Source organism: Neisseria flavescens (genome assembly GCF_005221285.1).
GTDB lineage: Bacteria > Pseudomonadota > Gammaproteobacteria > Burkholderiales > Neisseriaceae > Neisseria > Neisseria flavescens.
On sequence record NZ_CP039886.1, the window covers coordinates 681095 to 704143 of the forward strand.

The window sequence follows — 23049 nt, forward strand, 5'->3', positions numbered from 1 at the left end:
ATAGGTTCGGTTTGAGAGGGGCTTTTAATAGTCCTAATTGGACAAAGTGTATAAAAATTTTTCAAATTTTGAAATTAATACCAATATTTCGATAAAAATAGATTGTCGTTTTGTCTAAAATGAGTATAATGCAAAACCAGAACACAATAATCTTAATCAGATTTGGACAAGGAACATCATGCAATTAGACATTGACCGTTTGGTTGCCTATTTTGGTGGCGTCAACGCACTGGCCGAAGCCCTGAAACAGCACGACCCGGAAAATGCTGCGACCACAGCGGCTATCTACAAATGGCGTACACGCGGTTCCCTGCCTTTGGCTCAGTTGCAAAAATTGACCGCTTTGGCGGAAGCGCAAGGCAGACCGCTGGATTTGAATGCTTTTTTACAAAAAAACGAATCTCTGGAGAGAACAGAAATGACACAGACCAACCGCGTAATTATTTTCGACACCACCATGCGCGATGGCGAGCAGTCGCCCGGTGCATCCATGACCAAAGAGGAGAAAATCCGCATTGCCCGCCAGTTGGAGAAAATGGGCGTGGATGTGATTGAGGCGGGTTTTGCCGCTGCCAGCCCGGGCGATTTCGAGTCGGTCAATGCGATTGCCAAAATCATCACCAAATCCACAGTCTGCTCGTTGGCGCGTGCCGTTGAAAACGATGTGCGTAAGGCAGGCGAAGCCGTTTCCCCCGCTCCGAAAAAACGCATCCATACCTTTATCGCCACCAGCCCCATCCACATGGAGCACAAACTGAAAATGAAGCCGCAGCAGGTCATCGATGCGGCGGTCAAAGCAGTGAAAATCGCCAAAGAATACACCGACGATGTGGAATTTTCCGCCGAAGACGCCGTGCGTTCGGATTTGGACTTCCTCGCCAAAATCTTTACGGCGGTTATCGAAGCGGGCGCGACCACCATCAATATTCCCGATACCGTCGGCTACTCCATCCCTTCCGTGTGGTACGAGCGTATCAGCAACATCATCAAAAGCGTACCCAACGGCGACAAAGTAGTCTGGTCGACCCACTGCCACAACGACTTGGGTATGGCGGTTGCCAACTCGCTGGCCGCTGTTCAGGCAGGCGTGCGCCAAGTGGAATGCACCATCAACGGTTTGGGCGAACGCGCAGGTAATGCCAGCCTTGAAGAAATCGTGATGGCGTTGAAAGTACGTCATGATTTGTTCGGCTTGGAAACCGGCATCGACACCACGCAAATCGTGCCGGTATCCAAACTGGTGTCCACCATTACCGGCTATCCGATTCAGCCCAACAAGGCGGTGGTCGGCGCAAACGCCTTTGCACACGAATCAGGCATCCACCAAGACGGCGTGTTGAAACACCCTGAAACCTATGAAATCATGACTGCCGAATCGGTCGGCTGGTCAACCAACCGCCTGACCTTGGGCAAACTGTCCGGCCGGAATGCTTTCAAAACCAAGCTGGCAGATTTGGGCATCGAATTGGAAAGCGAAGAGGCGTTGAATGCGGCATTTGCACGCTTTAAAGAGCTGGCGGATAAGAAACGCGAAATCTTTGATGAAGACTTGCATGCTTTGGTGTCTGATGAAATGGGCAGCCTGAACACTGAAAGCTACAAATTCATCTCTCAAAAAATCAGTACCGAAACCGGTGAAGAGCCTCGTGCCAATATCGTGTTCAGTATTCGCGGCGAAGAAAAACACGCTACCGCTACCGGCTCCGGCCCTGTTGACGCGATCTTTAAAGCCATTGAAAGCGTGGCTCAAAGTGGCGCGACCTTGCAGATTTACTCTGTCAACGCGGTGACGCAAGGCACGGAAAGCCAAGGCGAAACTTCTGTCCGCCTGCAACGTGGCGATCGTGTGGTCAACGGTCAAGGCGCAGATACCGATGTGTTGGTGGCGACTGCCAAGGCTTATCTGTCTGCACTGAGCAAATTGGAATTTGGTCAAGCCAAGCCAAAAGCACAAGGCAGAGGCATGATTTAATTTATTGAAAAGGTAAAGGCCGTCTGAAATCGTAGTGATGCGTTTCAGACGGCCTTTTTTATTTGGTCAAAAAATAGTTTGTTTATTGAAGTTTAAGCAGTCGGTCTTGTTCGACAGACAAAACGCCGTTTACCTTCTTGAAATAGGCAATAGCATCTTCAATATTGGTCTTGGAGGACGGATGAATAGCAATGCCGTGCAGGTTTTTGTATTCGTAAACCAAAGTTGCGCCGGAGGTTTTCACTGCTTTTAGCAATGGCGCAGAACCGATTTGGGCATCATAGAAGATAATCAGGTTGCCGGTTGTATCTTGGGCTTGATGTTGAGATGGAGTGGCAGTTGATTGAGCGGGAGTGCTTGGGCTTTGGCAGGCGCAAAGCAGGGTGGCGAGTAGGACGAATGCTAGGGTTTTCATGGTATTAATTCAATTTGATAAAAGACTAAGGCCGTCTGAATAATCGTAAAACGAAATCAAAGTTTCCATTTACAACTTTCAGACGGCCTTAGTTCCTTATGCTTCGGGCAACTCCATGGCAAGAACGGTTTGTTCTTGTTTGGCACGGAAAGCGGCCAGTTTTTCAGCCAATTCAGGGTTTTCGTTGGCCAAAAGTGAAATGGCAAACAGCGCTGCATTGGCCGCACCGGCTTCGCCAATGGCAAATGTGGCAACAGGAACGCCTTTGGGCATTTGCACAATCGAAAGCAGGGAGTCTTCGCCGCGCAGGTATTTGCTGGGTACGGGAACGCCCAATACGGGAACCGTGGTTTTGGCAGCAACCATGCCGGGCAGGTGTGCCGCGCCGCCCGCGCCCGCAATGATGGCTTTGATGCCGCGTTCGCGTGCGGTTGCGGCGTATTCAAACATCAAATCAGGCGTACGGTGTGCAGAGACGACACGCGCTTCGTATTCAACGCCGAATTCTTTGAGAAATTGTGCTGCCTGCTGCATCACCGGCCAATCGCTGTTGCTGCCCATAATAATGCCGACTTGGATCATGAGGAGTTCCTTTTGCTTGAATGGATTAAGGGTAAAAAATATTCAGACGGCCTTGGGAATGACAAGGCCGTCTGAACGTTTATCTTTGTTTAATGCTGATGGAAGCGCGTTTTGCCGCTTCGCTGTTGGGGAAGCTTTGTATCAGTTTGCGCCATGTGCTGCGGGCGATGTCTTTTTGTTGCAGTTTGTATTGGCACTGGCCGATGCTGTACATGGCATCGGGAGCTTGAGGGCTGTTGCGGAATCGATTAGCGTAGCGGTTACCGATTTCGATAACGGATTCGCAGTTACCCAGACGTTGTTGGCTTTGCAGGAGCAGGTACATATTGCGGCGGGCAATTTCGCTGCCGTTGCCGCCGTCTGCCTCTTTCAAAATGGCCACTGCGGCGGAGAAGTTGTTGCGTTGGTAGTATTTTTGCGCCTGATTATAAAGGCGCAGTTCGTTTTGTGCGGCTGAGTCTGTTTCAGACAGCACGCTGCCGCCATTGGCCAAATAGTTCATTTTCAGCTTGCGGTCGTCTAATCGCTGGGCTTGGGGTTTGGAAGCCGAAGTAGTCGGACGTTTGATGTTTCGTTGTTGTTCCAATGTGTGCAAGCGTTGATTTAATTCTTCAACCGTGCGTTCCAGTCGGGCGATTTGTATGCCCAAGTGGTCAATCTGGGTTTGTGCGTCCAAACGTGGATAGGGAATATTTTTTTCATGCAAAGGCTCACGCGGAATATCCGGCAGGACAAAGTTGGGATTGTCGGCAGGTTGGGGAGGATGGGAAACGGCGCACGATGCGGCCAATAGAGTAAGCGGCAAAAGAAACAGGGAATGTGATAATGTTTTCATCGGATTGTGTCGTTTTATTTTTTTAGTAGCAATGTCAAACCGTCGCCGACAGGCAGGGTAATGGGAATAATGCGTGTATCGTGCGGCAGATTTTGGTTGAAATGGCGCAGGATATCCAAGCTGGGCGGATCATTTTCAGCAGCTTCATTCATGACGCGCCCACCCAATAAGATATTGTCGATGGCAATCACGCCGCCGCTCCGTACCAGTTGCAAACAGCGTTCGAAATATCTCGGCGTAGGAGGTTTGTCGGCATCAATAAGTGCCAAGTCGTAGCTTTCCGATTCGCCTTGCGCAATCAAATCGTCCAAAGTCAGCAAAGCCGGTTGCAGATGAAGCGAGATTTTATGCACTACGCCTGCCGCCTGCCATGTTTCGCAGGCAATATCGGTAAAGGTTACATTAATGTCGCAAGCCGTGATTTTGCCGTCTTCGGGGAGGGCAAGCGCCATGGCGGTGCTGCTGTAACCGGTAAAGACGCCAACTTCCAAATATTTTTGGGCATTCAATAATTTGGCTAACCACACCAACATGGCTGCCTGCTCTTGGGCGATAGCCATCTTTCCCAGACGATGTGATTGGGTGCGCTCGCGCAATGCGGTCAAAACGGGATGTTCGGATTGGCCGATGCTGTTGAGGTAATGTTGTAATGCCGGATCGGTATTGTGCGTGTTGGTCGTCATGCCGATGCGGGATTAGTCTTGATAGTAGGTATAGGGTTTTTTGTTGACTTTGGCCGCTTCAAATTCGGCCTGCTCTGTCGGATTGAGGGTAACATCCCACAGCAAATGGCGGTTTTCGAGGCGTTGCGCTTCCATTTCGGGATTGTCTTCCATGAGTTTGTCGAGGAATTGGGTAGCTTCGGATTTGTAGTGGTACATGATGTTCTGCCTGAATCGTTGTCAGACCGTCATTATAGCCGATATTTTTTGCCAATACGCTAATTAATCGAACTTCCATAAGGTATAATGGCACGTCTTTTTTAGGCCGTCTGAAGCCTTTGCTCAATGTTTTGCCCCTTCTGCGGCAGAATATTGTGCAAAGGCTTAAGCCAGACAAGTTTCAGACGGCCTTTTTTATTGTGAAAAGAGCTGCTTATGTTAAAAAAATGGCTGCATAAAGTGTTGCCTAAAAAACACGTCAAATCGTTGCCAGAAAAGGAAATTATCCCGTTTGAGCAACACGGTATCTGCGCGGATATGTTGAGCTTTGCCGCGGAGAAAGTTGCCAAACGCCTGCATGAAGCCGGTTTTCAGGCTTATGTTGTGGGCGGTGCCGTTCGGGATTTGTTGCTCGGGGTTGAGCCCAAAGACTTTGATATTGCAACCGATGCCACGCCGGAGCAAATCCGCAAAGTATTCCGCCGCAGCCGCATTATCGGCCGCCGCTTCCAAATCGTTCATGTGATGATCGGACCTGAAACCATTGAAGTCACGACGTTCCGCGGTGGCAATAAGGTTCAGCAAAATGCGCAAGGCCGCATTATGAAGGACAATACTTACGGCAGCATTGAAGAAGATGCCATGCGCCGCGACTTTACTTGCAATGCGCTGTATTACGACCCGATTAAAGAGGAGATTTGGGACTTCCATCAGGGCGTGGCTGATGTTGCCGATAAAAAATTGGTGATGATAGGCGATCCTGCCGAACGCTATCAGGAAGATCCTGTCCGTATTCTTCGCGCTGTCCGTTTGTCGGGCAAATTGGGTTTTAAAGTGGAAGAGCAAACTGCTTTGCCGATTGCCGAATATGCAGGCCGTCTGAAAAATGAGCCTGTAGCCCGTCTTTTTGATGAAATTCTGAAAATCCTGTTTTCCGGTTATTCCCGTGCCTGTTTGAAACGGCTAAACGATTTGGGTATTCCCGAAGGCATCCATCCGCTTTTAGATGCCTTGAAAACTGCCGAAACGGCCGATAAACGTATGATTATGTTGGCCTTGAAAAATACCGATGAGCGTATCCGTGCGGATAAGTCCGTTTCCGTCGGTTTCGTATTGGCGGCGGTATTGTGGCCGACACTAAATGCTATGTGGCAACGCAATCTAAGCCATGGACAAAAACCTGTCCCTGCATTGATGGATGCGATGAACACCATGCGTGATACGGTGGAAAAAGGTTGGGGCGTACCGCAACGATTTTCCGCAACTATGCGTGAAATCTGGCAATTTCAGCCGCAATTCGACAATATGCGCGGCGCACGCCCGTATCGCCTGCTATCGCAAGCACGTTTCCGAGCCGCTTATGATTTCCTGATTTTGCGTAGCGAGGTTGGCGAGGTTGATAAAGAGATGGCTTCTTGGTGGACAACTTTCCAACATGCCGATGAGGAAACACGCCAGCAAATGACTGCGGCCAATGATCACAAACGTCAGAAACAAAGTGGATCAACTGACGGCAAACCCAAACGTCGTCGCCGTCGTCCGAAAAAGAAAACCACTGAGGCTGAATAAATTATCAAAATAAGTTTAAGGCCGTCTGAAACGATTAAATCTTTTGAGATTTGGTTTTCAGACGGCCTTTTCGTATTCCAATAAAAAACCGCAGGTCTTTCAACCTGCGGTTTACTTTTATGATTTGTTTTCTTCGCTGTCGAGGAAGCTGCGGAGGCGGTCGCTGCGGGTCGGGTGGCGCAGCTTGCGCAGGGCTTTGGCTTCGATTTGACGGATACGTTCACGGGTTACGTCAAATTGTTTGCCGACTTCTTCCAAAGTGTGGTCGGTATTCATATCGATACCGAAACGCATACGCAAAACTTTGGCTTCGCGCGGCGTCAGGCTTTCGAGGATTTCTTTGGTTACTTCGTGCAGGCTGGTGTACATTGCAGCTTCTGCCGGTGCAACGTTGTTAGCATCCTCGATGAAGTCGCCCAAGTGCGAATCGTCGTCATCACCAATCGGTGTCTCCATGGAAATTGGCTCTTTGGCGATTTTCATGATTTTGCGGATTTTGTCTTCCGGCATTTCCATCAGCTCGGCCAGTTTGGCGGAATCAGGCTCTTCACCGGTTTCTTGCAGGTATTGGCGCGAGATACGGTTCATTTTATTGATGGTTTCAATCATGTGAACCGGAATACGGATGGTACGTGCTTGGTCGGCGATGGAACGTGTAATCGCTTGACGGATCCACCATGTGGCGTAAGTTGAGAACTTGTAGCCACGGCGGTATTCGAATTTGTCCACCGCTTTCATCAGGCCGATATTGCCTTCTTGAATCAAATCAAGGAACTGTAAGCCGCGGTTGGTGTATTTTTTGGCAATGGAAATAACCAAACGCAAGTTGGCCTGAATCATTTCCTGTTTGGCGGCTGAGGTTTCTTTCTCGCTCAACACCATGTTTTTGTTGATTTCTTTCAATTCTTCGATGGAAATGCGGGTTTCGGCTTCCATATTTGCCAGCTCGGTTTGTTTTTCGAGGATGGCGTGGCGGAAACGATCCAACGCGTTTGCCCATACACAGCCTTTGGCTACTTCTTCTTCTACCCATTCCAAATCGGTAATGGCTGGCAGGAAGTTTTTGATGAAGTAGTCGCGATCCATGCGGACGCGGTCGATACAGATGTCGCGGATTTCACGTTCGAGTTTGCGGATGTTTTCAACGCGGCTGCGCAGGTTGCTGCTCAGGTTTTCGATTTGACGTGTGGCAAAACGGACTTCCAACAGTTTGTTGGCAATGGCATCACGGTGTTTCAGGTAGTTGGCGTGTTGGCTGCCGTGTTTTTCCAACTGCTTGATCATTTTGCCGTATTCGCTTTCGATAAAGGCGAAGTGTTCTAAAACTTTTTGCTTCAGTTCTGCCAAATGGGCGGCGGACATGGCATCGGAGTCGCTGCTGGAGTCGTCTTCATCTTCATCGTCGCCATCTTCATCATCGCTAACGGTTTCGCCTTCTTCGTCATCTGGTTTGGCATTTTCCAAGTGACCTAAGCCCAATTCGTTCAATAAGACTTCATTAGGGTCGATGATCGCTTCAACCACTTCATCCACACGGATTTCGTCGTTGCGGACTTGCTCGATCAAAGCCAGAATTTCAGCAATCGAACCTGGGCAGGCTGAGATTGCCTGCACCATGTTTTTCAGTGCATTTTCGATTTTTTTGGCGATGATGATTTCGTCTTCGCGCGTCAACAGATCGACTTGCCCCATTTCACGCATATACATACGCACAGGGTCGGTAGTGCGGCCGAATTCTGAATCTGCGCTGGAGAGTGCCGCTTCGGCTTCTTCAACGGCATCGTCGTCGGTCATGGCGGCGGCGTTGTCGCTTAAGAGGATGTCTTCAGCATCGGGGGCTTGCTCGGTTACTTGGATGCCCAAGCCGGAAATCATGCTGACGATATTGTCGATTTGCTCGGCATCGGACATATCGTCGGGCAAGGCGTCGTTAATTTCAGAATAAGTGATGTAGCCGCGTTCTTTACCCATGATAATGAGTTGGCGCAGACGCGCGCGCTGCTCTTCGATACTCAAGGGACGGTTGTCGTCTTGGTCTTGGTATTCTTCGTAGTTTTGATTTTTAGACATGGATTGCTCTCTAGGTTGATAGGATGCCGACGGTTTACGGTGATGTGGCCGTACCTGAAGGCGGAGCAGAGCTTTTTGTTGTGAAATCAGATTTCACTTTAATACTCTGAGGCCGTCTGAAAATATTACAAATGGAGTGTTCTGCGTGTCATGTTTCGCAGCGTGTGTTTAGATTGTTCAGACGGCCTGAGGGGTTAGTTTTGCTTTGCCGTCAAAAGTGACAGCAATAGTCTTTTTTCATTTTCGGTCAAACCGGTTTGAATACTTTTTTGCTTTAAAGTTTCGATTTGACTGTATTTTAATTCATTTAACAACTTTTTCATGCCGATTTGGAAACTTTCGCAATCTTCTTCGTTATCCCCTTCCATTTCTTCAGAATGAAGGGTCGATAAAAAGATTTGATTGACGGTTTCTTCATAGGGCGAACCGCGCATATATTCAAGCACTTGTGCAGTTGCAGGAGTCGTATCGTGATGCTTGATGGTTTCGGCCAAATTGGCAAGGCAGGCAAAGTCGCCACTTAAAGCCAGATAATCGGGCAGGTCTATATATGAAGCCCAAGCCGGATTTATCAAGAGGCTGCGTATCTGTCTTTGAACCAGTGTCAGCATGGTTGGTTGTTTGACAGAAATAGGCGGCAGTTTGTAACTTTTTTGTTTGACGTGCCGCTTTGGCGCTTCTTGTCCCAGTAATTGGGCGAGGTTGTCCGGGTCAATGCCCACCAGTTCGCTGAGTTTTTGTTTCAGAAGATAGCCCAATGCCGGCGCGGTAATCTGAGCCAAAAGCGGAGAACTGGTTTTGATCAATTCTGCTTTGCCTTCTTGCGTATTGAGGTTGAGGCCGTCTGAAAGATGTTCCCAAAAGTATTCCGATAGAGGCTTGCTTTGGTTTAACAAGGCATCTTCAAATTGCGTTTTGCCATAGGCGCGGATGTAGCTGTCAGGGTCGTGTTCTTCGGGTAAGAATAGAAAATGCAGCGATTTATCGTCTTTTAATTGCGGCAACGCATTTTCCAGCGCGCGCCAAGCCGCTTTACGTCCCGCGCTGTCGCCATCAAAACAGAAATAAATACTGTCTGCCTGACGCATCAGGATTTTGACGTGTTCCGCCGTGGTTGCCGTACCTAAAGCCGCTACGCCGTAGCCCACGCCGAACTGCGCCAATGCGACCACGTCCATGTAGCCTTCGACCACCAAAATCCGCCCTGCTTCCTTGACTGCGGCACGTCCTTCATGCAATCCGTAAAGGTTTTTCCCTTTATCAAACAAAGGTGTATCAGGCGAATTCAAATATTTCGGCTTCGAGTCGTCCAATACCCTGCCGCCGAAACCGATTACCTGCCCGCGCGGATTGCGGATGGGGAACATAATCCGATGGCGGAAGCGGTCATAATGCCGCCCCTCATTGTCAATCACCATACCCGTATCCACCAACGCGGTATTCGGATACGGTTGGAACACCTGCGCCAAAGGCTGCCAGCCGTCGGGCGCATAGCCCAAGCCATAATGCGCGATGACTTCCGCACTCAAGCCGCGCTTGTCCAAATAAGCTTTCGCAGTCGGATTAAATTTCAACTGTTGCGCATAAAAATCTGCTGCCGCTGCCGTCGTTTCCTCCAGCGTCTGCTGCTTTTTCTTACGTTCGGCACGGACTTCAGGATTATCGTTCTGCCCGCGTACTTTAGGCACGACCATGCCCACGCGGTCGGCAAGAAACTGCACCGCCTCCGGAAATGACAGCCCTTGATGCTCCATCACAAAACCAATCGCCGAACCATGCGCCCCGCAACTGAAGCAATGGTAAAACTGCTTGGTCGGACTGACCGAAAACGACGGCGTTTTTTCTTTATGGAATGGGCAACACGCCATATAGTTCGCCCCGCCTTTTTTCAGCGGAACCTGCTCGTCGATAATGTCGACAATATCGACTTTGGACAAAAGCTCGTCAATGAAATCAGATGGAATCATGGCTCGGCAGAAGAGGATGGACAGAAAATATTTCAGACGGCCTTATAAACAGACAAAGGCCGTCTGAAAATGGAATTTTGGATGAGTGTTGAAATGAATTTTGTATTATAGCAAATTGTTGTAATACATGTGTCTTATCCTTTTGAGGTAGAGTATTAATAATCGTATTTCATTCGTTATTAAGATGAATATGATGTCGCTAAACCAAAGGCCGGCTGTAAGATATTCAGACGGCCTTTGCTGTTGTCTTATTTTGAGATTCAGTTGCGCTTTCATGGTATGAATATGATAATGAACGTATATCCTCGGTTTTAGAAAGGTCGTTTCTCATGAAAGATTTTGCCCGTTTGCTCAATCATCCCGATGTTTTCTTTTCTCCGATTTCAGGTGCCATTAGAGTTGATAATCCTGCAACAGGTGAGGCATTGGCGTTTGTCCGTAAGACTGATTTAGACGGCCTGAAGCTTTTGATTCAAAAGGCGGAGGCGGCACAAAAATTATGGGCGGCAAAAACTGCGTTGGAGCGTGCCGATGTGTTGTGGCGTTGGTATTTTTTGATTAAAGAAAACAAAGAAAAACTGGCGCGTATCATGACGATGGAGCAGGGTAAAAGTCTGACTGAGGCGCGTGGCGAGATTGATTATGCAGCTTCGTTTGTGCGCTGGTTTGCCGAAGAGGCGAGGCGGATTGACGGCGATGTGCTGACAAGCGTGAAAGCGTCGCAAAAACTGGTCGTGTTGAAACAGCCAATCGGCGTTACCGCTGCGATTACGCCGTGGAACTTCCCATCCGCAATGATTGCACGCAAGGCCGCGCCTGCTTTGGCGGTGGGCTGCGCGATGATAGTCAAACCTGCATCACTCACGCCTTTGAGTGCGTATGCGTTGGCCGTACTGGCTTATGAAGCGGGCGTACCGCAGGATTTATTGCCCGTTGTCAGCGGTAGTGCTTCGGAAATCAGCCATGAATTTGCCACAAATCCGATTATCCGCAAAATCAGCTTTACCGGCTCAACCGAAGTCGGCGCGAAAATTTTTGCCGACAGCGCGGCGGACATTAAAAAACTCAGTTTGGAACTGGGCGGCAACGCGCCGTTTATCGTGTTTGACGATGCCGATTTGGACAAAGCCGCCGAAGGCGCACTGGCAAGCAAGTTTCGCAACAGCGGTCAGACCTGCGTCTGCACCAACCGAGTTTACGCCCAATCCGGCATTTACGACGCATTTTGCCGCAAATTGAGTGAAAAAGCAGCCGCGCTCAAATTGGGCAACGGCTTGGAAGATGGCGTAAACCAAGGGCCGCTGATTGAGGAAAAAGCGGTAGAGAAAGTCGAGCAGCACATCGCCGACGCAATCGCTAAAGGCGCGGTCTGCCTGACAGGCGGCAAACGCAGTGCCTTGGGCGGAACGTTTTTCGAGCCGACCGTCTTAAGCGGCGTAACGGCGCAAATGGCGGTAGCTCGCGAGGAAACCTTCGGGCCTTTGTGTCCGGTGTTCCGTTTTGAAACCGAAGCCGAAGTCATCGCGGCCGCCAACAATACGGAATACGGTTTGGCGGCTTACCTTTTCACTGCCGACACTGCCCGCCAATGGCGAGTCGGCGAAGTTTTGGAATACGGCATGGTCGGCATCAATACGGGCTTAATCAGTAATGAAGTAGCACCGTTTGGCGGCGTGAAACGCAGCGGTTTGGGACGTGAAGGCAGCAAATATGGCGCGGATGAGTATTTGGAATTGAAATATTTGTGTATTGATGTAGCGGAATAAGGCTGCACAGTAAAGGCCGTCTGAAATTTGATTTCAGACGGCCTTTTCAAACGCAGAAAATTTACTAATCAATCTTATATCATTATTAGTTATTTGCATAAAAAACAAAAATTAAAGAACTATATTAAAAAAACAAAAGTCATAGTTCTATGATTGGTATTACTTTCACAAAAAAATGGTAATGTGAATGTTTAAGAAAATTTTAGTCCTGTTTTGTGTAGCTTTTATCGGCGCATGCAATTCCTTTGATGGGAACGGTTTGACAAATGGCTCATATTCTCAAGGGAAACGGCTTGACCCGAATTGTGATCATTATGCTGTCGGCGGTAGTGGTGGCGGTTGTACACCGTCAGGTCAATGGCATCTTAAAGATAAACAAGGACAAAGAGTGCCATTCTAGTTTTTAAAAATGATTGTAGAACGGGTATTTAATTATTTAGGCCGTCTGAAATTTGGTTTTCAGACGGCCTTTGTTTTAGAGTAAATCCTGGATGGCTGAACGTTCTTCTTCCAATTCGGCCAGCGTGGCGGCAATACGTTTTTGGCTGAATTCGTCCGACAAATCCAAGCCTTGGACGATGCGGTAGCTGCCTTCGTCACAAATGACGGGGAAACCGAAAATCAAACCTTCGGGAATGCCGTAAGAGCCGTCGGATGGAACGCCCATGGTTATCCATTTGCCGCTGCTGCCGAGCAACCAGTCGCGCAGGTGGTAGATGGCGGCATTGGCGGCGGAGGCCGCGGATGATGAACCGCGTGCAGCGATAATGGCGGCACCGCGTCCGGCGATTTTCGGCATGAAGACTTCGGTATTCCAGTCGGGTTCGGTAATCATGTCTTGGACGGACTCGCCGTTGCTGGTGGCGTAGCGGTAGTCGGCGTACATGGTTGGGCTGTGGTTGCCCCAGACGCACATTTGCTCGATGGAAGTAATCGGGCGGTTGATTTTTTCGGCAATTTGGCTGACGGCGCGGTGATGGTCAAGACGCATCAGGGCGGTGAAATTTTCCGGCGGGATGTCGGGTGCGGATTTCATGGCGATGTAGGCGTTGGTATTGGCCGGGTTGCCGACAACGAGGACTTTAACGTTGCGATTGGCAACTTTGTTTAACGCCGCGCCTTGTACTTTGAAAATTTCGCCATTGGCGTGCAGCAAGTCGGCGCGCTCCATGCCTTGTGTGCGCGGACGGGCACCAATCAAGAGGGCGATGTCGGCATCTTTGAAGGCGACTTCGGGGTCGTCTGTGGCAAAGATGTCGGCAAGGAGCGGGAAGGCGCAATCCTGCATTTCCATAATCACGCCGCGCAATGCCTGTTGTGCCTGCGGCAGGTCGAGCAGCTGCAGGATAACGGGTTGGTCGCGTCCGAGCATGATGCCGCCGGCGATACGGAAGAGGGTGGCGTAGGCGATTTGGCCTGCCGCGCCGGTAACGGCGATTCGGACGGGTGGCTTGAGGGTCATATTTTTCCTTTTGAAGTCGTTGTTTTACTTGATTTTCGGATTATAGCAGTATTATGGGGAGAATGATGTAGAAAGGCCGTCTGAAATTTGATTTTCAGACGGCCTGAAGTGTTTGAAAAGATTATTCGCTGTTTTTCTTTTCAGCTTGTTCTTCCGCTGCTTCATAGGCTTCGACGATTTTCTGCACCAAAGGATGGCGGACAACGTCTTCGCTGGTGAAGGTGTGGAAATACAGGCCTTCTACATCGCGCAGTTTTTCGCGTGCATCTTTCAAGCCGGATTTGATGTTGCGCGGCAGGTCGATTTGGCTGATGTCGCCGGTAATGACTGCTTTGGCACCGAAGCCGATACGGGTCAGGAACATTTTCATTTGTTCGGGTGTGGTGTTTTGTGCTTCGTCCAAAATGACATACGCGCCATTTAAGGTGCGGCCGCGCATATAGGCCAGCGGCGCAATTTCAATCAAACCTTTTTCCATCAGTTTGGTTACGCGGTCGAAGCCCATCAAATCATAAAGCGCATCGTAAAGCGGTCGTAGGTAGGGATCGACTTTTTGTGCCAAATCGCCTGGTAGGAAGCCTAATTTTTCACCTGCTTCGACTGCAGGGCGAACCAAAACGATGCGTTCGATTTGATGTTTTTCCATGGCATCGACTGCGGCGGCAACGGCAAGATAGGTCTTACCCGTACCGGCAGGGCCTAAGCCGAACACGACATCGTGGTTGAGCAAGGCGCGGATATAGCCGTTTTGGCGCGGGGTGCGGCCGCCGATGCTGCCGCGTTTGGTGCGGAAATAGTATTGTTGGTCGTGGTGTTTTTCTTCGTGCTTTTCATCTGCGGTTTTTGCTTCAACGGCTGCGAGGCTGATGGCGTTGTCGTCCAAGTCGCCTTTTTCTGCGGCTTCGGCAAGCGACAGCAAGGCACGGCGGCCGGCGTGTGCCAGTTCGCCCATGAAGGTGAAATGTTCGAAGCGGCGGCTGATTTGGATATCAAGGGCTTTGCCTAAGGCTTCGAGATTGCTGTCGAGCGCGCCGCACAGGCGTTGCAACACGATATTGTCAATTTCTTCAAACTGCAAATGGACGGTATGGGTCATATTGGTTTCCGTAAATAAATCTAATTTTTCCGTATTATACCTTGTTCAGACGGCCTGCTTTATAATACGTCGCTTCTTTTTAATAAACCGTTTCAATCAAAATGAATCACACTGCTTCTCCTCAATCGGAATTTCTGCGCGGTATCAAAGAAACATCGCCCATGCTGATCGGCTTGTTGCCGTGGGCGCTGATTTTGGGCATGCAGGGCGGGCAGAAAGGCATGAGTTGGCTGGAAATGCTGCTGATGACGGGCATGAACTTTGCCGGAGGTTCGGAATTTGCCGCAGTCAATTTGTGGGCAAATCCTTTGCCGATTATGCTGATTGCAACGGTTACGTTTATGATCAATTCGCGCCATATCCTGATGGGTGCGGCGATTGCGCCGTATATGAGGGATATACCGCTGAAAAAGGCAATGCCCGCGCTGTTTTTTATGTGTGATGAAAGCTGGGCGATGGCATTTGCTGAAATTCAAAAGCGTAAGGCGGCAGGTTTGCCTGCGTTCAATATGCCGTTTTATGCCGGTGTGAGTTTTATTTTGTATGTAACTTGGATTGGTTTTGCGGCATTTGGCGCGGCAGTCGGCCCGATGTTCGGCGATGTGGCAGCTTGGGGCTTCGGCATGGCGTTTCCTGCGGTGTTTTTGGTGTTGCTGCGCGGGATGTGGAAGAGCTTTGCGGCTTCACGCCCTTGGTTTGTCAGCCTGATTGTGGCGTGCGTAACCTATTTGACCGTGGATGGCGCATGGTATGTTCCGGCCGGAACGTTGTCGGGCTTGTTGGCGGCGTATTTGTGGGGAGAGCAAAAATGAAGGATTTGTTGTCGCTGCAATCGTTTTTGCTGTTTTTAAGCATGTTGGCCGTTACTTATTCAACCCGATTAATCGGCTTTTTTGCCTTGCGCAACCGTACGTTGAGCCGTCGTGCGCAAGTGGTTATGGAGGCTGCGCCGGGCTGCGTGTTGATTTCTGTGATTGCGCCTTATTTTGTATCGGATAAACCGCATGAGCTGATAGCCATTGCTTTGACAGTATTGGCGGCCAGCCGGTTTTCGATGTTGGTGACGGTATTAATCGGCGTTGGCACTTCGGGCATACTTGGTTATTTGATGAAATAAAAAATTTTCAGACGGCCTTACTTGTTATAATGGCCGTCTGAATTTTTTGATAAAGCAAAAACATGGCAAACCAACGACTCATCTATGGCTTTCACGCCGTCAATGCCCGTTTGTGGCAAAACCCGAAATCGATTACCGAACTCTATATCCAAGAGGGAAAATCCGATGCGCGCACCCGAGATGTATTGGATAAAGCGGCCTCTGAAAACGTGCGCGTGCATTTTGCTGATGCCGACCGCCTGAATGCCATCAGCAAAGGGGCGCGCCATCAGGGTGTGGTCGGATTTATCGACGCTTCCAAAAACCATGTTCACTTGGAAGATGTGTTGGAAAACTTGAGCGAACCGCCATTTTTGCTGGTATTGGACGGCATTACCGATCCGCACAACCTCGGCGCGTGCCTGCGTACTGCCGATGCGATGGGCGTGCATGCCGTGATTGCGCCCAAAGACAAAAGTGCCGGCCTGAATGCGACCGTCAGCAAAGTTGCCTGTGGCGCGGCGGAAACCGTGCCGTATATTACCGTAACCAATCTTGCCCGTACTTTGCGTGAGCTGAAAGAATACGGCATTTGGATCGTCGGCACGGACATGGGCGGCGACTCCGACCTTTACCATTGCGACTTGCCTGACAGCGTGGCTTGGGTAATGGGCAACGAAGGCGAGGGCATGCGCCGCCTGACGCGCGAACATTGTGATATGCTGATATCGATTCCGATGTTTGGCACGGTAGAAAGCATGAACGTTTCCGTCAGCGCGGGCATGGTATTGAGCGAAACACGCCGTCAGCGGGTGTTGAAAGCAGAGAAATAGGATTTAGTTTTATGAATGGAAAACGTCGTCTGAAAACTGGAAATTCGGTTTTCAGACGACGTTTGTTATGGTGGATTAAAGTTAATCCGCGTATAAATGGCGCGGATTCCGAGAGCACACAGTCATGAAGACGGCACGGAGAGGTCGTCTGAAAATCAGACGGACATATTGAGATTATTTGAAAGCAGCCTGCATTTCGGCAAACGAAACTCAGGCTGCTTTTGCATTTTCAGACGACCTCCACCCGCAGCGCATCCACAATCAACTTAAACGCATTGGAATGCCTGCGGCGGCTGGGGTAATAGAGGTAAAGCGGATCGTAAGTAATGGCGTACTCGGGCAACAGCTCGACCGGTTGCCCTGAATTGAGTACCTAAAAAACCATCTTCTGAAAATTCCCTTTGACATTCTCCATCTTTCCTGCTAAAATGCGTTCATGTTTTTAAACATATAAACTTAAAAGGCCGAATATGCCGCAACAAACCATGAATTTAATGCGCGAGTGCATTCCCATCTTTACCGTGTTGAGCGATGAAAACCGCCATCAAATCCTGCGCGTGCTGTGGGAACACGGCAGGATGAATGTGAATGAGCTGACCGAACATCTGCATCTGTCGCGTCCTGCGGTGTCGCATCATTTGAAAATCATGCTGCAAGCTGGTGCGGTGACGGTGGAGCAGGTTGGCAAAGAGCGGTTTTACAGTATTGCCATGGCGGATGCGGTGGAAAAGCTCAAACAGCTTGCCGATTTGATGGCTCAAAATTGCCCGCTTTCAAAATAGGGTTATCCGTTAACCCTTTATTTTTACCCAAATACGTTTACATTTTTAAACTTATCAACTTAAAGGAACGATTATGTTATTCACTCCATTCACTTTTCCAAACGGCAAAACCGCCAAAAACCGTATCTTCAAATCCGCCATGGAAGAGCAACTTGCCCAAAACGACCAGCCGTCTGAAAAACTCATCCACCTGTACGGCACTTGGGCAAAAGGCGGTGCGGGCGTGTTGGTTACGGGAAATGTGATGGTGGCTGAAAGCGGCAAAGGTTCGATAAACGATGTGGTAATTTCAGACGGCCGCAGCCTTGAGATGCTGAAAAAATGGACGAAAGCCGGCACGCAAAACGACACGCTGCTCATCATGCAAATTAACCATGCGGGTAAACAGTCGCCTGCGGTGATCAATAAAACCCCACTTGCGCCTAGCGCCGTGCCGTTGGTGGGCATGGACGGCTTTATCAATCCGCCGCGCGAATTGAGTGCCGACGAAATCAACGGGCTGATTCAGCAATTTGTGCAAACCGCGAAAATTGCCGAACAAGCAGGCTTTTCAGGCATACAAATTCACGCCGCGCACGGCTATCTCATCAGCCAATTCCTCTCGCCGCACCACAACCGCCGCCAAGACCAATGGGGCGGCAGCTTGGAAAACCGTATGCGCTTTCTTTTGGAAACCTACACCTCCATCCGCGCCGCTGTGGGCAAAGATTTCTTGGTGGGCGTAAAACTTAATTCGGCGGATTTCCAAAAAGGTGGTTTTGACGAAAGCGAATCGGTGCAAGTGGTACAAAAACTGTCAGAAATGGGCATTGATTTTATTGAAGTTTCCGGTGGTAACTACGAAAGCCCGCAAATGCTCGCCGCCAAAGACAGCACCCGCAAACGCGAAGCCTTTTTCATCGATTACGCTGAAAAAGCCCGTGCAGTCAGCCAAGTTCCATTGATTATCACCGGCGGCTTCCGTTCGCAAAACGCCATGGAAGACGCACTCTCCAGCGGCCATTTGGATTTGGTCGGTGTCGCTCGTCCGTTTGCCTTAGTCCCTGATTTGGCAAACAAAATGCAAAACGGCACCTACCAAACCGTGCAAACCGACCGCATTCAAACTGGCGTAGCATTTGTTGATAAAAAAGCGGGCGCGATGCTGGAAATGAATTGGTATATGACGCAAATGGACTTGATCGGGCAAGGCAAACAGCCCAATCCTAAATTGTCGGCGTGGAAAGTATTGCTGAAAACTTTGTGGGAAAACGGCAAAGCGGGTTTGAGCACGGGCAGGGCGTGATCAACCATTTGAAAGAACGCTTGGAATGGGCTACCTGAAAGCAGCCTGCACTTTGTTTTCCAAATGTACAGGCTGCTTTTTATTTTTCAGGCAGCCTTTGGGTTTCAGACAGTCTTGCAAGGGAACTGAATCTGTTGCCTACTCTTCAAATAGCATACAATTTTTTCCAGTTCGATTCGCTGCATAAAGCGTTCGATATTCATCCAATCGGGCTGGTTATCGGCATTGACGGGCAGCAGGATTTTTTGTTTCGCCATGCGGGTTGCATTGAATTTATAGCCGTATTGGTATTTGGATTTCTGTTTCAAAATCATGGTTTTTAAAAACAGACAGGCATATTTTCCAGCCTGTTTTGATTTGATTTTCAAGCGTTTTACATCGTCTGAAAACAGGCATTCGTAAGGATGGTAGAAATTTTCCACCACGCTGCCGTTGTAGTTTACGCCTAAAACATCCTTATCCAAGCTGGCATTTTTATTCGCAATAAAGGCGGTGATGCCGTTATTTGAATCGCTTGCGCCGACAAACGGGATTTTGCCGCTTTTCATATCTTGTTTGGTTAATCGCACACCCGAATAAATCTCGCAAATATCCTGTATCGCAAACGCCGCCCAGCGGTTTTCAGACGGCGTCCAACGTTCTACCCCCCCCCCCCGCAAACTATTGTTATTTAATGAATTATTATAATAGCTTAGCACGGAGGCGATTTTGTCCCGTTCGATTTGCTTCATAAAGCCTTCCATAAACTGCCAGTCGGGCAAGCCGTCTGAATTGACGGGGAGCATTATGCGAGTACGGTTCAATCTACCCAATGTTGCTCCTGTACTTCCCCATGCAAATTTTTTCATCTGGATTTTTAGCAGCGGAATAATGAACATAGCAACCAAATAATTCAGATTGTCATTACTTAATACCTGAATATTTTGTCCGGTCCAAAAACTATTTTTTTGATAAAAAACGGTTTGTGTATCTAAGCCGATGGTAATTACATTTCCATCATCTTTTTTATATTTTGGCATTTGTTCATCGGATACAAATAAATTGATGCCGTTATCCATATCGCTGCGGGTGATATAGGGTGTTTTGCCGTTTTCAGAAACTTTCAGCTTATTTTTATCAATTCCACTTTTGGTTGCTTTAATTTGAAAAATGCCTTCTTTTCCGCCGATAAAGAAACCTTGCCATACCCTATCCGTCAATTTCAACTTACTCATCGCCACTCTCCAATCCAAACAAATATCCCCTGCCGTGCGTAATCATATTGACTTCAAAGGTCAGATAATCGGCAATCACTTTTTCAAAATCGGCCTCGGTGGGGATTTCGTCATTGAAGTAGTAAAACGAATGCAGCCATTCGTCATCGGCTTCCACGGTGGTTTCCACGCAGAATTTGCTTTCTGCCTGAATTCGTCCGAACCATACGTCCAGCAGATGCTGTTTTTTGTCTTTTGCGCTGACGGTTTCCACTAGGCCGATGTGTTTCTGCACTTCAAAACCGTCGTTTTCAAAGTTAATGAATTTGACGGTTTTGTCTTTATCATGTGGGATGCCTGTGGAGAAGACGGCAATGCAGGGGTTGGTTCCGACACCGTAAAAGGTGTTTTTGTTCAGGGTAATTACGCCTTCAAGCGTGTGTTTTTTGAGGATGTTCTCTTTAATTGCCTGTTCTTCTTTGGTTTTTCCCGTCATGGAAGACTGCGGCACAATCACAATGGCCTTGCCATCAGCTGTAATGGAATCCAGCAGGTGTTCGGTAAAGGAAATTTCGTAAAGGTTGGGATTGGCTTTCGAGCCTTGCGAATAAGGCGGATTCATCATGCCGATGTTGCAGCCTTTGAGCTGGATCTGGGCAGGGTTTTGTTTTAAAAAATCTTCCTGCTCCAAGTTACTTTTGCCGTCGCCGCGCAAAATCATATTGGTGGTGGCGATGGTAAACATATAGGGCTGCAATTCGATGCCGTGCAGTTGGTTTTTGCGGATATTGCGTTTTTCAGCTTCTTTATCGGTTTTTTGCAGCATATGGTGCATGGCGGCAATCAGAAAGCCTGCTGTGCCGCAGCAGGGGTCGAATACCGAATCGGTTGGTTTGATGTCAATCAGTTCGCAAAACAGTTCAACGATATGGCGCGGGGTCAGTACAATACCCAGCGTCTGTCCGTCGCCGCCCGAATAGGACATAAATTCACCATAAAAGCGTCCCAAATAGTCTTCAGCGGAATGGATGTATTTGATGTTTTTGTAAATGTGGTCGTAGATAAATTGAGTGTAGTGTTTGAGCGGGGTTTTGCCCAATATGGAATTGGTTTCATTGATGGCTTTGGTATCGCGGATAACCAAAAACTGGCTGAGCAGTTTGTCTTTTTTTACCTGTGGTTTGACTTGGGCACGCTCTAAGTTTGACTGAATGGCTTCGTAAATTTTTTGCCCATCGGTTTTTACATCGTCGCCGTTTAAATTATCTATATCAAAGTTTTTATGTTCGATTTCACGCAGTGCAAGCAAAATGCCGGACACAATCAACGGCTTGTCTTTATCCTGAATACTGCCGTAATTGCGTAGATCTTCGTGCAGTTCTTTGGCATCTTTTAGGATTTCGGCAGTGGTTTTTTCTTCGTCTGTCTGCTCTTTCAAGATGTTTTTAGTGTAATACTCGCCAATGTTCTTTTCGTTGAACAAGGTGAATGTTTCCACATCTTCCAGTTCTTTATAGCCGCCACGTTCGTCAATAAAGAGCGGTGAGATTTTGTGACGTTTTTCGTTGCCCGATACGCCGATGGCAATGATTTTCTTGTAGCCGGTGTTTTTTGCCAAATGGATGCCGTAATGCAGCGCACCGTTTACGGCAAAATCTTTGACGCTGGCGGCGGTTTGACAAATTAAGTCGTTATCGTCGCGTTTGATGTGGTCGGCGGTATCGGCTTTGTCTTCAACAACAATCACGAAATCTTTCACAACGCCGCAGTATTCGGGATAGCCCGCTTTGCCTGTTTGCGCTTTGGAAGCGGTTTTTAATGCTTTGTCCAGTTCGGCAATATCACTGCCTTGCGGGCATAAGTTTAATTCTGCCTCTTTGAGCAGGTCGTAAACCCACAGGTCTGTTTTGATTTCTCTTTTAGCCATATTTTATTTTTTAAGACGGATATTGAATATTGTTAAGAAATGTATAGGTTATTGCGACACGGCGGCAGGCGCAACTATTTTGATTTTTCAGTTCTTGTGTCGGATTTTTGCATCGGACAAAACCGTTTCGGGCTGAATCGGGCTGAGACGATTTTGCAAAAGTCTCAGCCCCGATTTATCTTACATTAACTTTTCTTCCGGCGACGTTCGCCCGGAAGCAGCATATCTGCCCATTTGATGATGTTGGCGACTTCTGCCGGATTGAGTTCGTAGAACTGGCCGCGTTTGAGGCGGTTTGGCAGGCCGATGGGGCCGAAGCCTACGCGGACGAGGCGGCTGACGGTCAGGCCTTGGCTTTCAAAAATACGGCGTACTTCTCGGTTGCGGCCTTCTTTGATGACGACGTTGTACCATTTGTTTGCGCCTTCGCCGCCTTGTTCGTAGATGCGTTCTACTTTAGCCAAACCGTCTTCGAGCATGACGCCTTCTTCGGTCAGGACGCGCATCTGTTCGGTGGTCAACTCGCCCAATACGCGCACGGCGTATTCGCGTTCGACCTCAAAACTGGGGTGGGCAAAGCGTTGAACCAGTTCGCCTGAAGTGGTCAGGATCAAAAGGCCGCTGGTATTGATGTCCAAACGGCCGATGGCTACCCAGCGGCTGCTGGCTGCTTGCGGCAGGCGGTCGAAAATGCTGACGCGGCCTTGCGGGTCATCGCGGGAAACGATTTCGCCTTCTTGTTTGTAGTAGAGGATGATGCGTGGAAGGCGGTCGGCCCATTTGAGTTTGATGATGCTGCCTTTGACGGTAACGTGGTCGTCAGGCGTAACTTTTTCGCCCAGTTGCGCTACGCGGCCGTTGACTGTTACCCAGCCGTTGCTGATCCATTCTTCCATTTCGCGACGTGAGCCGACACCGGAAGCGGCCAGGACTTTTTGCAGGCGCTCGGGTTCAAAGCGTGAAAGGTCGCTGCGGCGTTCTTTCAAATCGCGGGCGTGCTCCATGATTTTTTGGTTGGGATTGCGGACAACCAGTTTTTTAGCTTTGGCGGCACGTTGTTTAGGCGCGGTATTTTGAGCTTTGGGGCCGTCTGAAACTTTTTGGCCGTAAGGTTTGCCTGATGTTTTGCGTTCGTCGTCGGGACGTTTTTTATTGGCAAAGGATTTGGCCGGTTTGGAAGGTTTTTTGGAGGTAGACGATACGCCGTCGCGCCATTGGCGTTTGCTGGAAGGCTGTTTGGACATGATTTTTCCTAACTCGCTTGAAAAAGCGGTTCTTCTGCGGCATTTGCGGCAGGGGTTGGATTGGGGGGAAAAGG

20 protein-coding genes are annotated in these 23049 nt (G+C 48.9%); 8 read left to right on the forward strand and 12 right to left on the reverse strand.

All coding sequences use genetic code 11. The features are described from left to right. The first annotated feature begins 178 nt into the window (after positions 1-178). Complete coding sequence (locus FAH67_RS03575; RefSeq protein WP_003680734.1) at positions 179-1972, forward strand: 2-isopropylmalate synthase; 1794 nt, start codon at positions 179-181, stop codon at positions 1970-1972. A gap of 82 nt (positions 1973-2054) precedes the next feature. On the opposite strand, the gene FAH67_RS03580 is transcribed toward FAH67_RS03575, so the two are convergent. From FAH67_RS03580 to FAH67_RS03600, 5 genes are all read right to left on the reverse strand, one after another. Beyond that, positions 2055-2387: a hypothetical protein gene (locus FAH67_RS03580; protein ID WP_003680733.1), complete on the reverse strand. Its 333-nt coding sequence runs from the start codon at positions 2385-2387 to the stop codon at positions 2055-2057. 96 nt (positions 2388-2483) lie between these two features. After that, positions 2484-2969 (reverse strand): 5-(carboxyamino)imidazole ribonucleotide mutase, encoded by a 486-nt coding sequence (gene purE / locus FAH67_RS03585; RefSeq protein WP_003680732.1) that lies wholly within the window; start codon positions 2967-2969, stop codon positions 2484-2486. A 79-nt stretch (positions 2970-3048) separates the two neighbouring features. Continuing rightward, positions 3049-3804 carry a tetratricopeptide repeat protein gene (locus FAH67_RS03590; RefSeq protein WP_003680731.1) on the reverse strand — a complete coding sequence of 252 codons (756 nt, stop codon included), beginning with the start codon at positions 3802-3804 and terminating at the stop codon, positions 3049-3051. A 14-nt stretch (positions 3805-3818) separates the two neighbouring features. Then, on the reverse strand, positions 3819-4487 hold the full coding sequence (locus tag FAH67_RS03595; protein WP_003680730.1) for a class I SAM-dependent methyltransferase: 669 nt from the start codon (positions 4485-4487) through the stop codon (positions 3819-3821). A gap of 12 nt (positions 4488-4499) precedes the next feature. Beyond that, positions 4500-4685: a DUF3460 family protein gene (locus tag FAH67_RS03600; protein ID WP_003680728.1), complete on the reverse strand. Its 186-nt coding sequence runs from the start codon at positions 4683-4685 to the stop codon at positions 4500-4502. A gap of 216 nt (positions 4686-4901) precedes the next feature. Between FAH67_RS03600 and FAH67_RS03605 the strand changes: the two genes are divergently transcribed. Continuing rightward, positions 4902-6254, forward strand: a complete 1353-nt coding sequence (locus tag FAH67_RS03605) for a polynucleotide adenylyltransferase PcnB (RefSeq protein WP_003680726.1) — start codon at positions 4902-4904, stop codon at positions 6252-6254. 117 nt (positions 6255-6371) lie between these two features. On the opposite strand, the gene rpoD is transcribed toward FAH67_RS03605, so the two are convergent. Both rpoD and dnaG read right to left on the reverse strand, forming a co-directional pair. Then, on the reverse strand, positions 6372-8324 hold the full coding sequence (rpoD, locus tag FAH67_RS03610) for an RNA polymerase sigma factor RpoD (protein WP_003680725.1): 1953 nt from the start codon (positions 8322-8324) through the stop codon (positions 6372-6374). Positions 8325-8518: 194 nt separating this feature from the next. Further along, positions 8519-10291 carry a DNA primase gene (gene dnaG, locus FAH67_RS03615; protein ID WP_003680724.1) on the reverse strand — a complete coding sequence of 591 codons (1773 nt, stop codon included), beginning with the start codon at positions 10289-10291 and terminating at the stop codon, positions 8519-8521. Between the two features lie 329 nt (positions 10292-10620). Here dnaG and FAH67_RS03620 point away from each other — a divergent pair, with 329 nt between their 5' ends. Next, the gene (locus FAH67_RS03620; protein ID WP_003680722.1) at positions 10621-12057 is read left to right on the forward strand and encodes an NAD-dependent succinate-semialdehyde dehydrogenase; all 1437 of its coding nucleotides are present in this window, start codon (positions 10621-10623) and stop codon (positions 12055-12057) included. Positions 12058-12532: 475 nt separating this feature from the next. Here FAH67_RS03620 and FAH67_RS03625 read toward each other — a convergent pair whose 3' ends face one another. Next, on the reverse strand, positions 12533-13519 hold the full coding sequence (locus FAH67_RS03625) for a malate dehydrogenase (protein ID WP_003680720.1): 987 nt from the start codon (positions 13517-13519) through the stop codon (positions 12533-12535). Positions 13520-13640: 121 nt separating this feature from the next. Then, on the reverse strand, positions 13641-14615 hold the full coding sequence (locus FAH67_RS03630; RefSeq protein ID WP_003680719.1) for a PhoH family protein: 975 nt from the start codon (positions 14613-14615) through the stop codon (positions 13641-13643). A 101-nt stretch (positions 14616-14716) separates the two neighbouring features. Between FAH67_RS03630 and FAH67_RS03635 the strand changes: the two genes are divergently transcribed. The 5 genes from FAH67_RS03635 (at position 14717) to FAH67_RS03660 (ending at position 18611) form a co-directional block, all read left to right on the forward strand. Further along, positions 14717-15427, forward strand: a complete 711-nt coding sequence (locus FAH67_RS03635) for an AzlC family ABC transporter permease (RefSeq protein WP_003680718.1) — start codon at positions 14717-14719, stop codon at positions 15425-15427. Then, the gene (locus FAH67_RS03640) at positions 15424-15732 is read left to right on the forward strand and encodes an AzlD family protein (protein ID WP_003680717.1); all 309 of its coding nucleotides are present in this window, start codon (positions 15424-15426) and stop codon (positions 15730-15732) included. The genes FAH67_RS03635 and FAH67_RS03640 overlap by 4 nt, the downstream gene beginning before the upstream one ends. Before the next feature lie 62 nt (positions 15733-15794). After that, positions 15795-16544 (forward strand): 23S rRNA (guanosine(2251)-2'-O)-methyltransferase RlmB, encoded by a 750-nt coding sequence (rlmB, locus tag FAH67_RS03645; RefSeq protein ID WP_003680716.1) that lies wholly within the window; start codon positions 15795-15797, stop codon positions 16542-16544. 470 nt (positions 16545-17014) lie between these two features. Further along, positions 17015-17326 (forward strand): ArsR/SmtB family transcription factor, encoded by a 312-nt coding sequence (locus tag FAH67_RS03655; RefSeq protein WP_003680714.1) that lies wholly within the window; start codon positions 17015-17017, stop codon positions 17324-17326. A 73-nt stretch (positions 17327-17399) separates the two neighbouring features. Continuing rightward, the gene (locus FAH67_RS03660) at positions 17400-18611 is read left to right on the forward strand and encodes an NADH:flavin oxidoreductase/NADH oxidase family protein (protein WP_003680713.1); all 1212 of its coding nucleotides are present in this window, start codon (positions 17400-17402) and stop codon (positions 18609-18611) included. 104 nt (positions 18612-18715) lie between these two features. Here the strand turns inward: FAH67_RS03660 and FAH67_RS03665 are convergent, their stop codons facing one another. The 3 genes from FAH67_RS03665 to FAH67_RS03675 form a co-directional block, all read right to left on the reverse strand. Further along, on the reverse strand, positions 18716-19825 hold the full coding sequence (locus tag FAH67_RS03665; protein ID WP_115287628.1) for a restriction endonuclease subunit S: 1110 nt from the start codon (positions 19823-19825) through the stop codon (positions 18716-18718). Beyond that, complete coding sequence (locus FAH67_RS03670; RefSeq protein WP_003680710.1) at positions 19818-21731, reverse strand: HsdM family class I SAM-dependent methyltransferase; 1914 nt, start codon at positions 21729-21731, stop codon at positions 19818-19820. Before FAH67_RS03670 ends, FAH67_RS03665 begins: the two co-directional genes overlap by 8 nt. Before the next feature lie 185 nt (positions 21732-21916). Further along, positions 21917-22975, reverse strand: coding sequence for a pseudouridine synthase (locus FAH67_RS03675; protein ID WP_003680709.1), 1059 nt, complete (start codon positions 22973-22975; stop codon positions 21917-21919). Between the last annotated feature and the right edge of the window lie 74 nt (positions 22976-23049).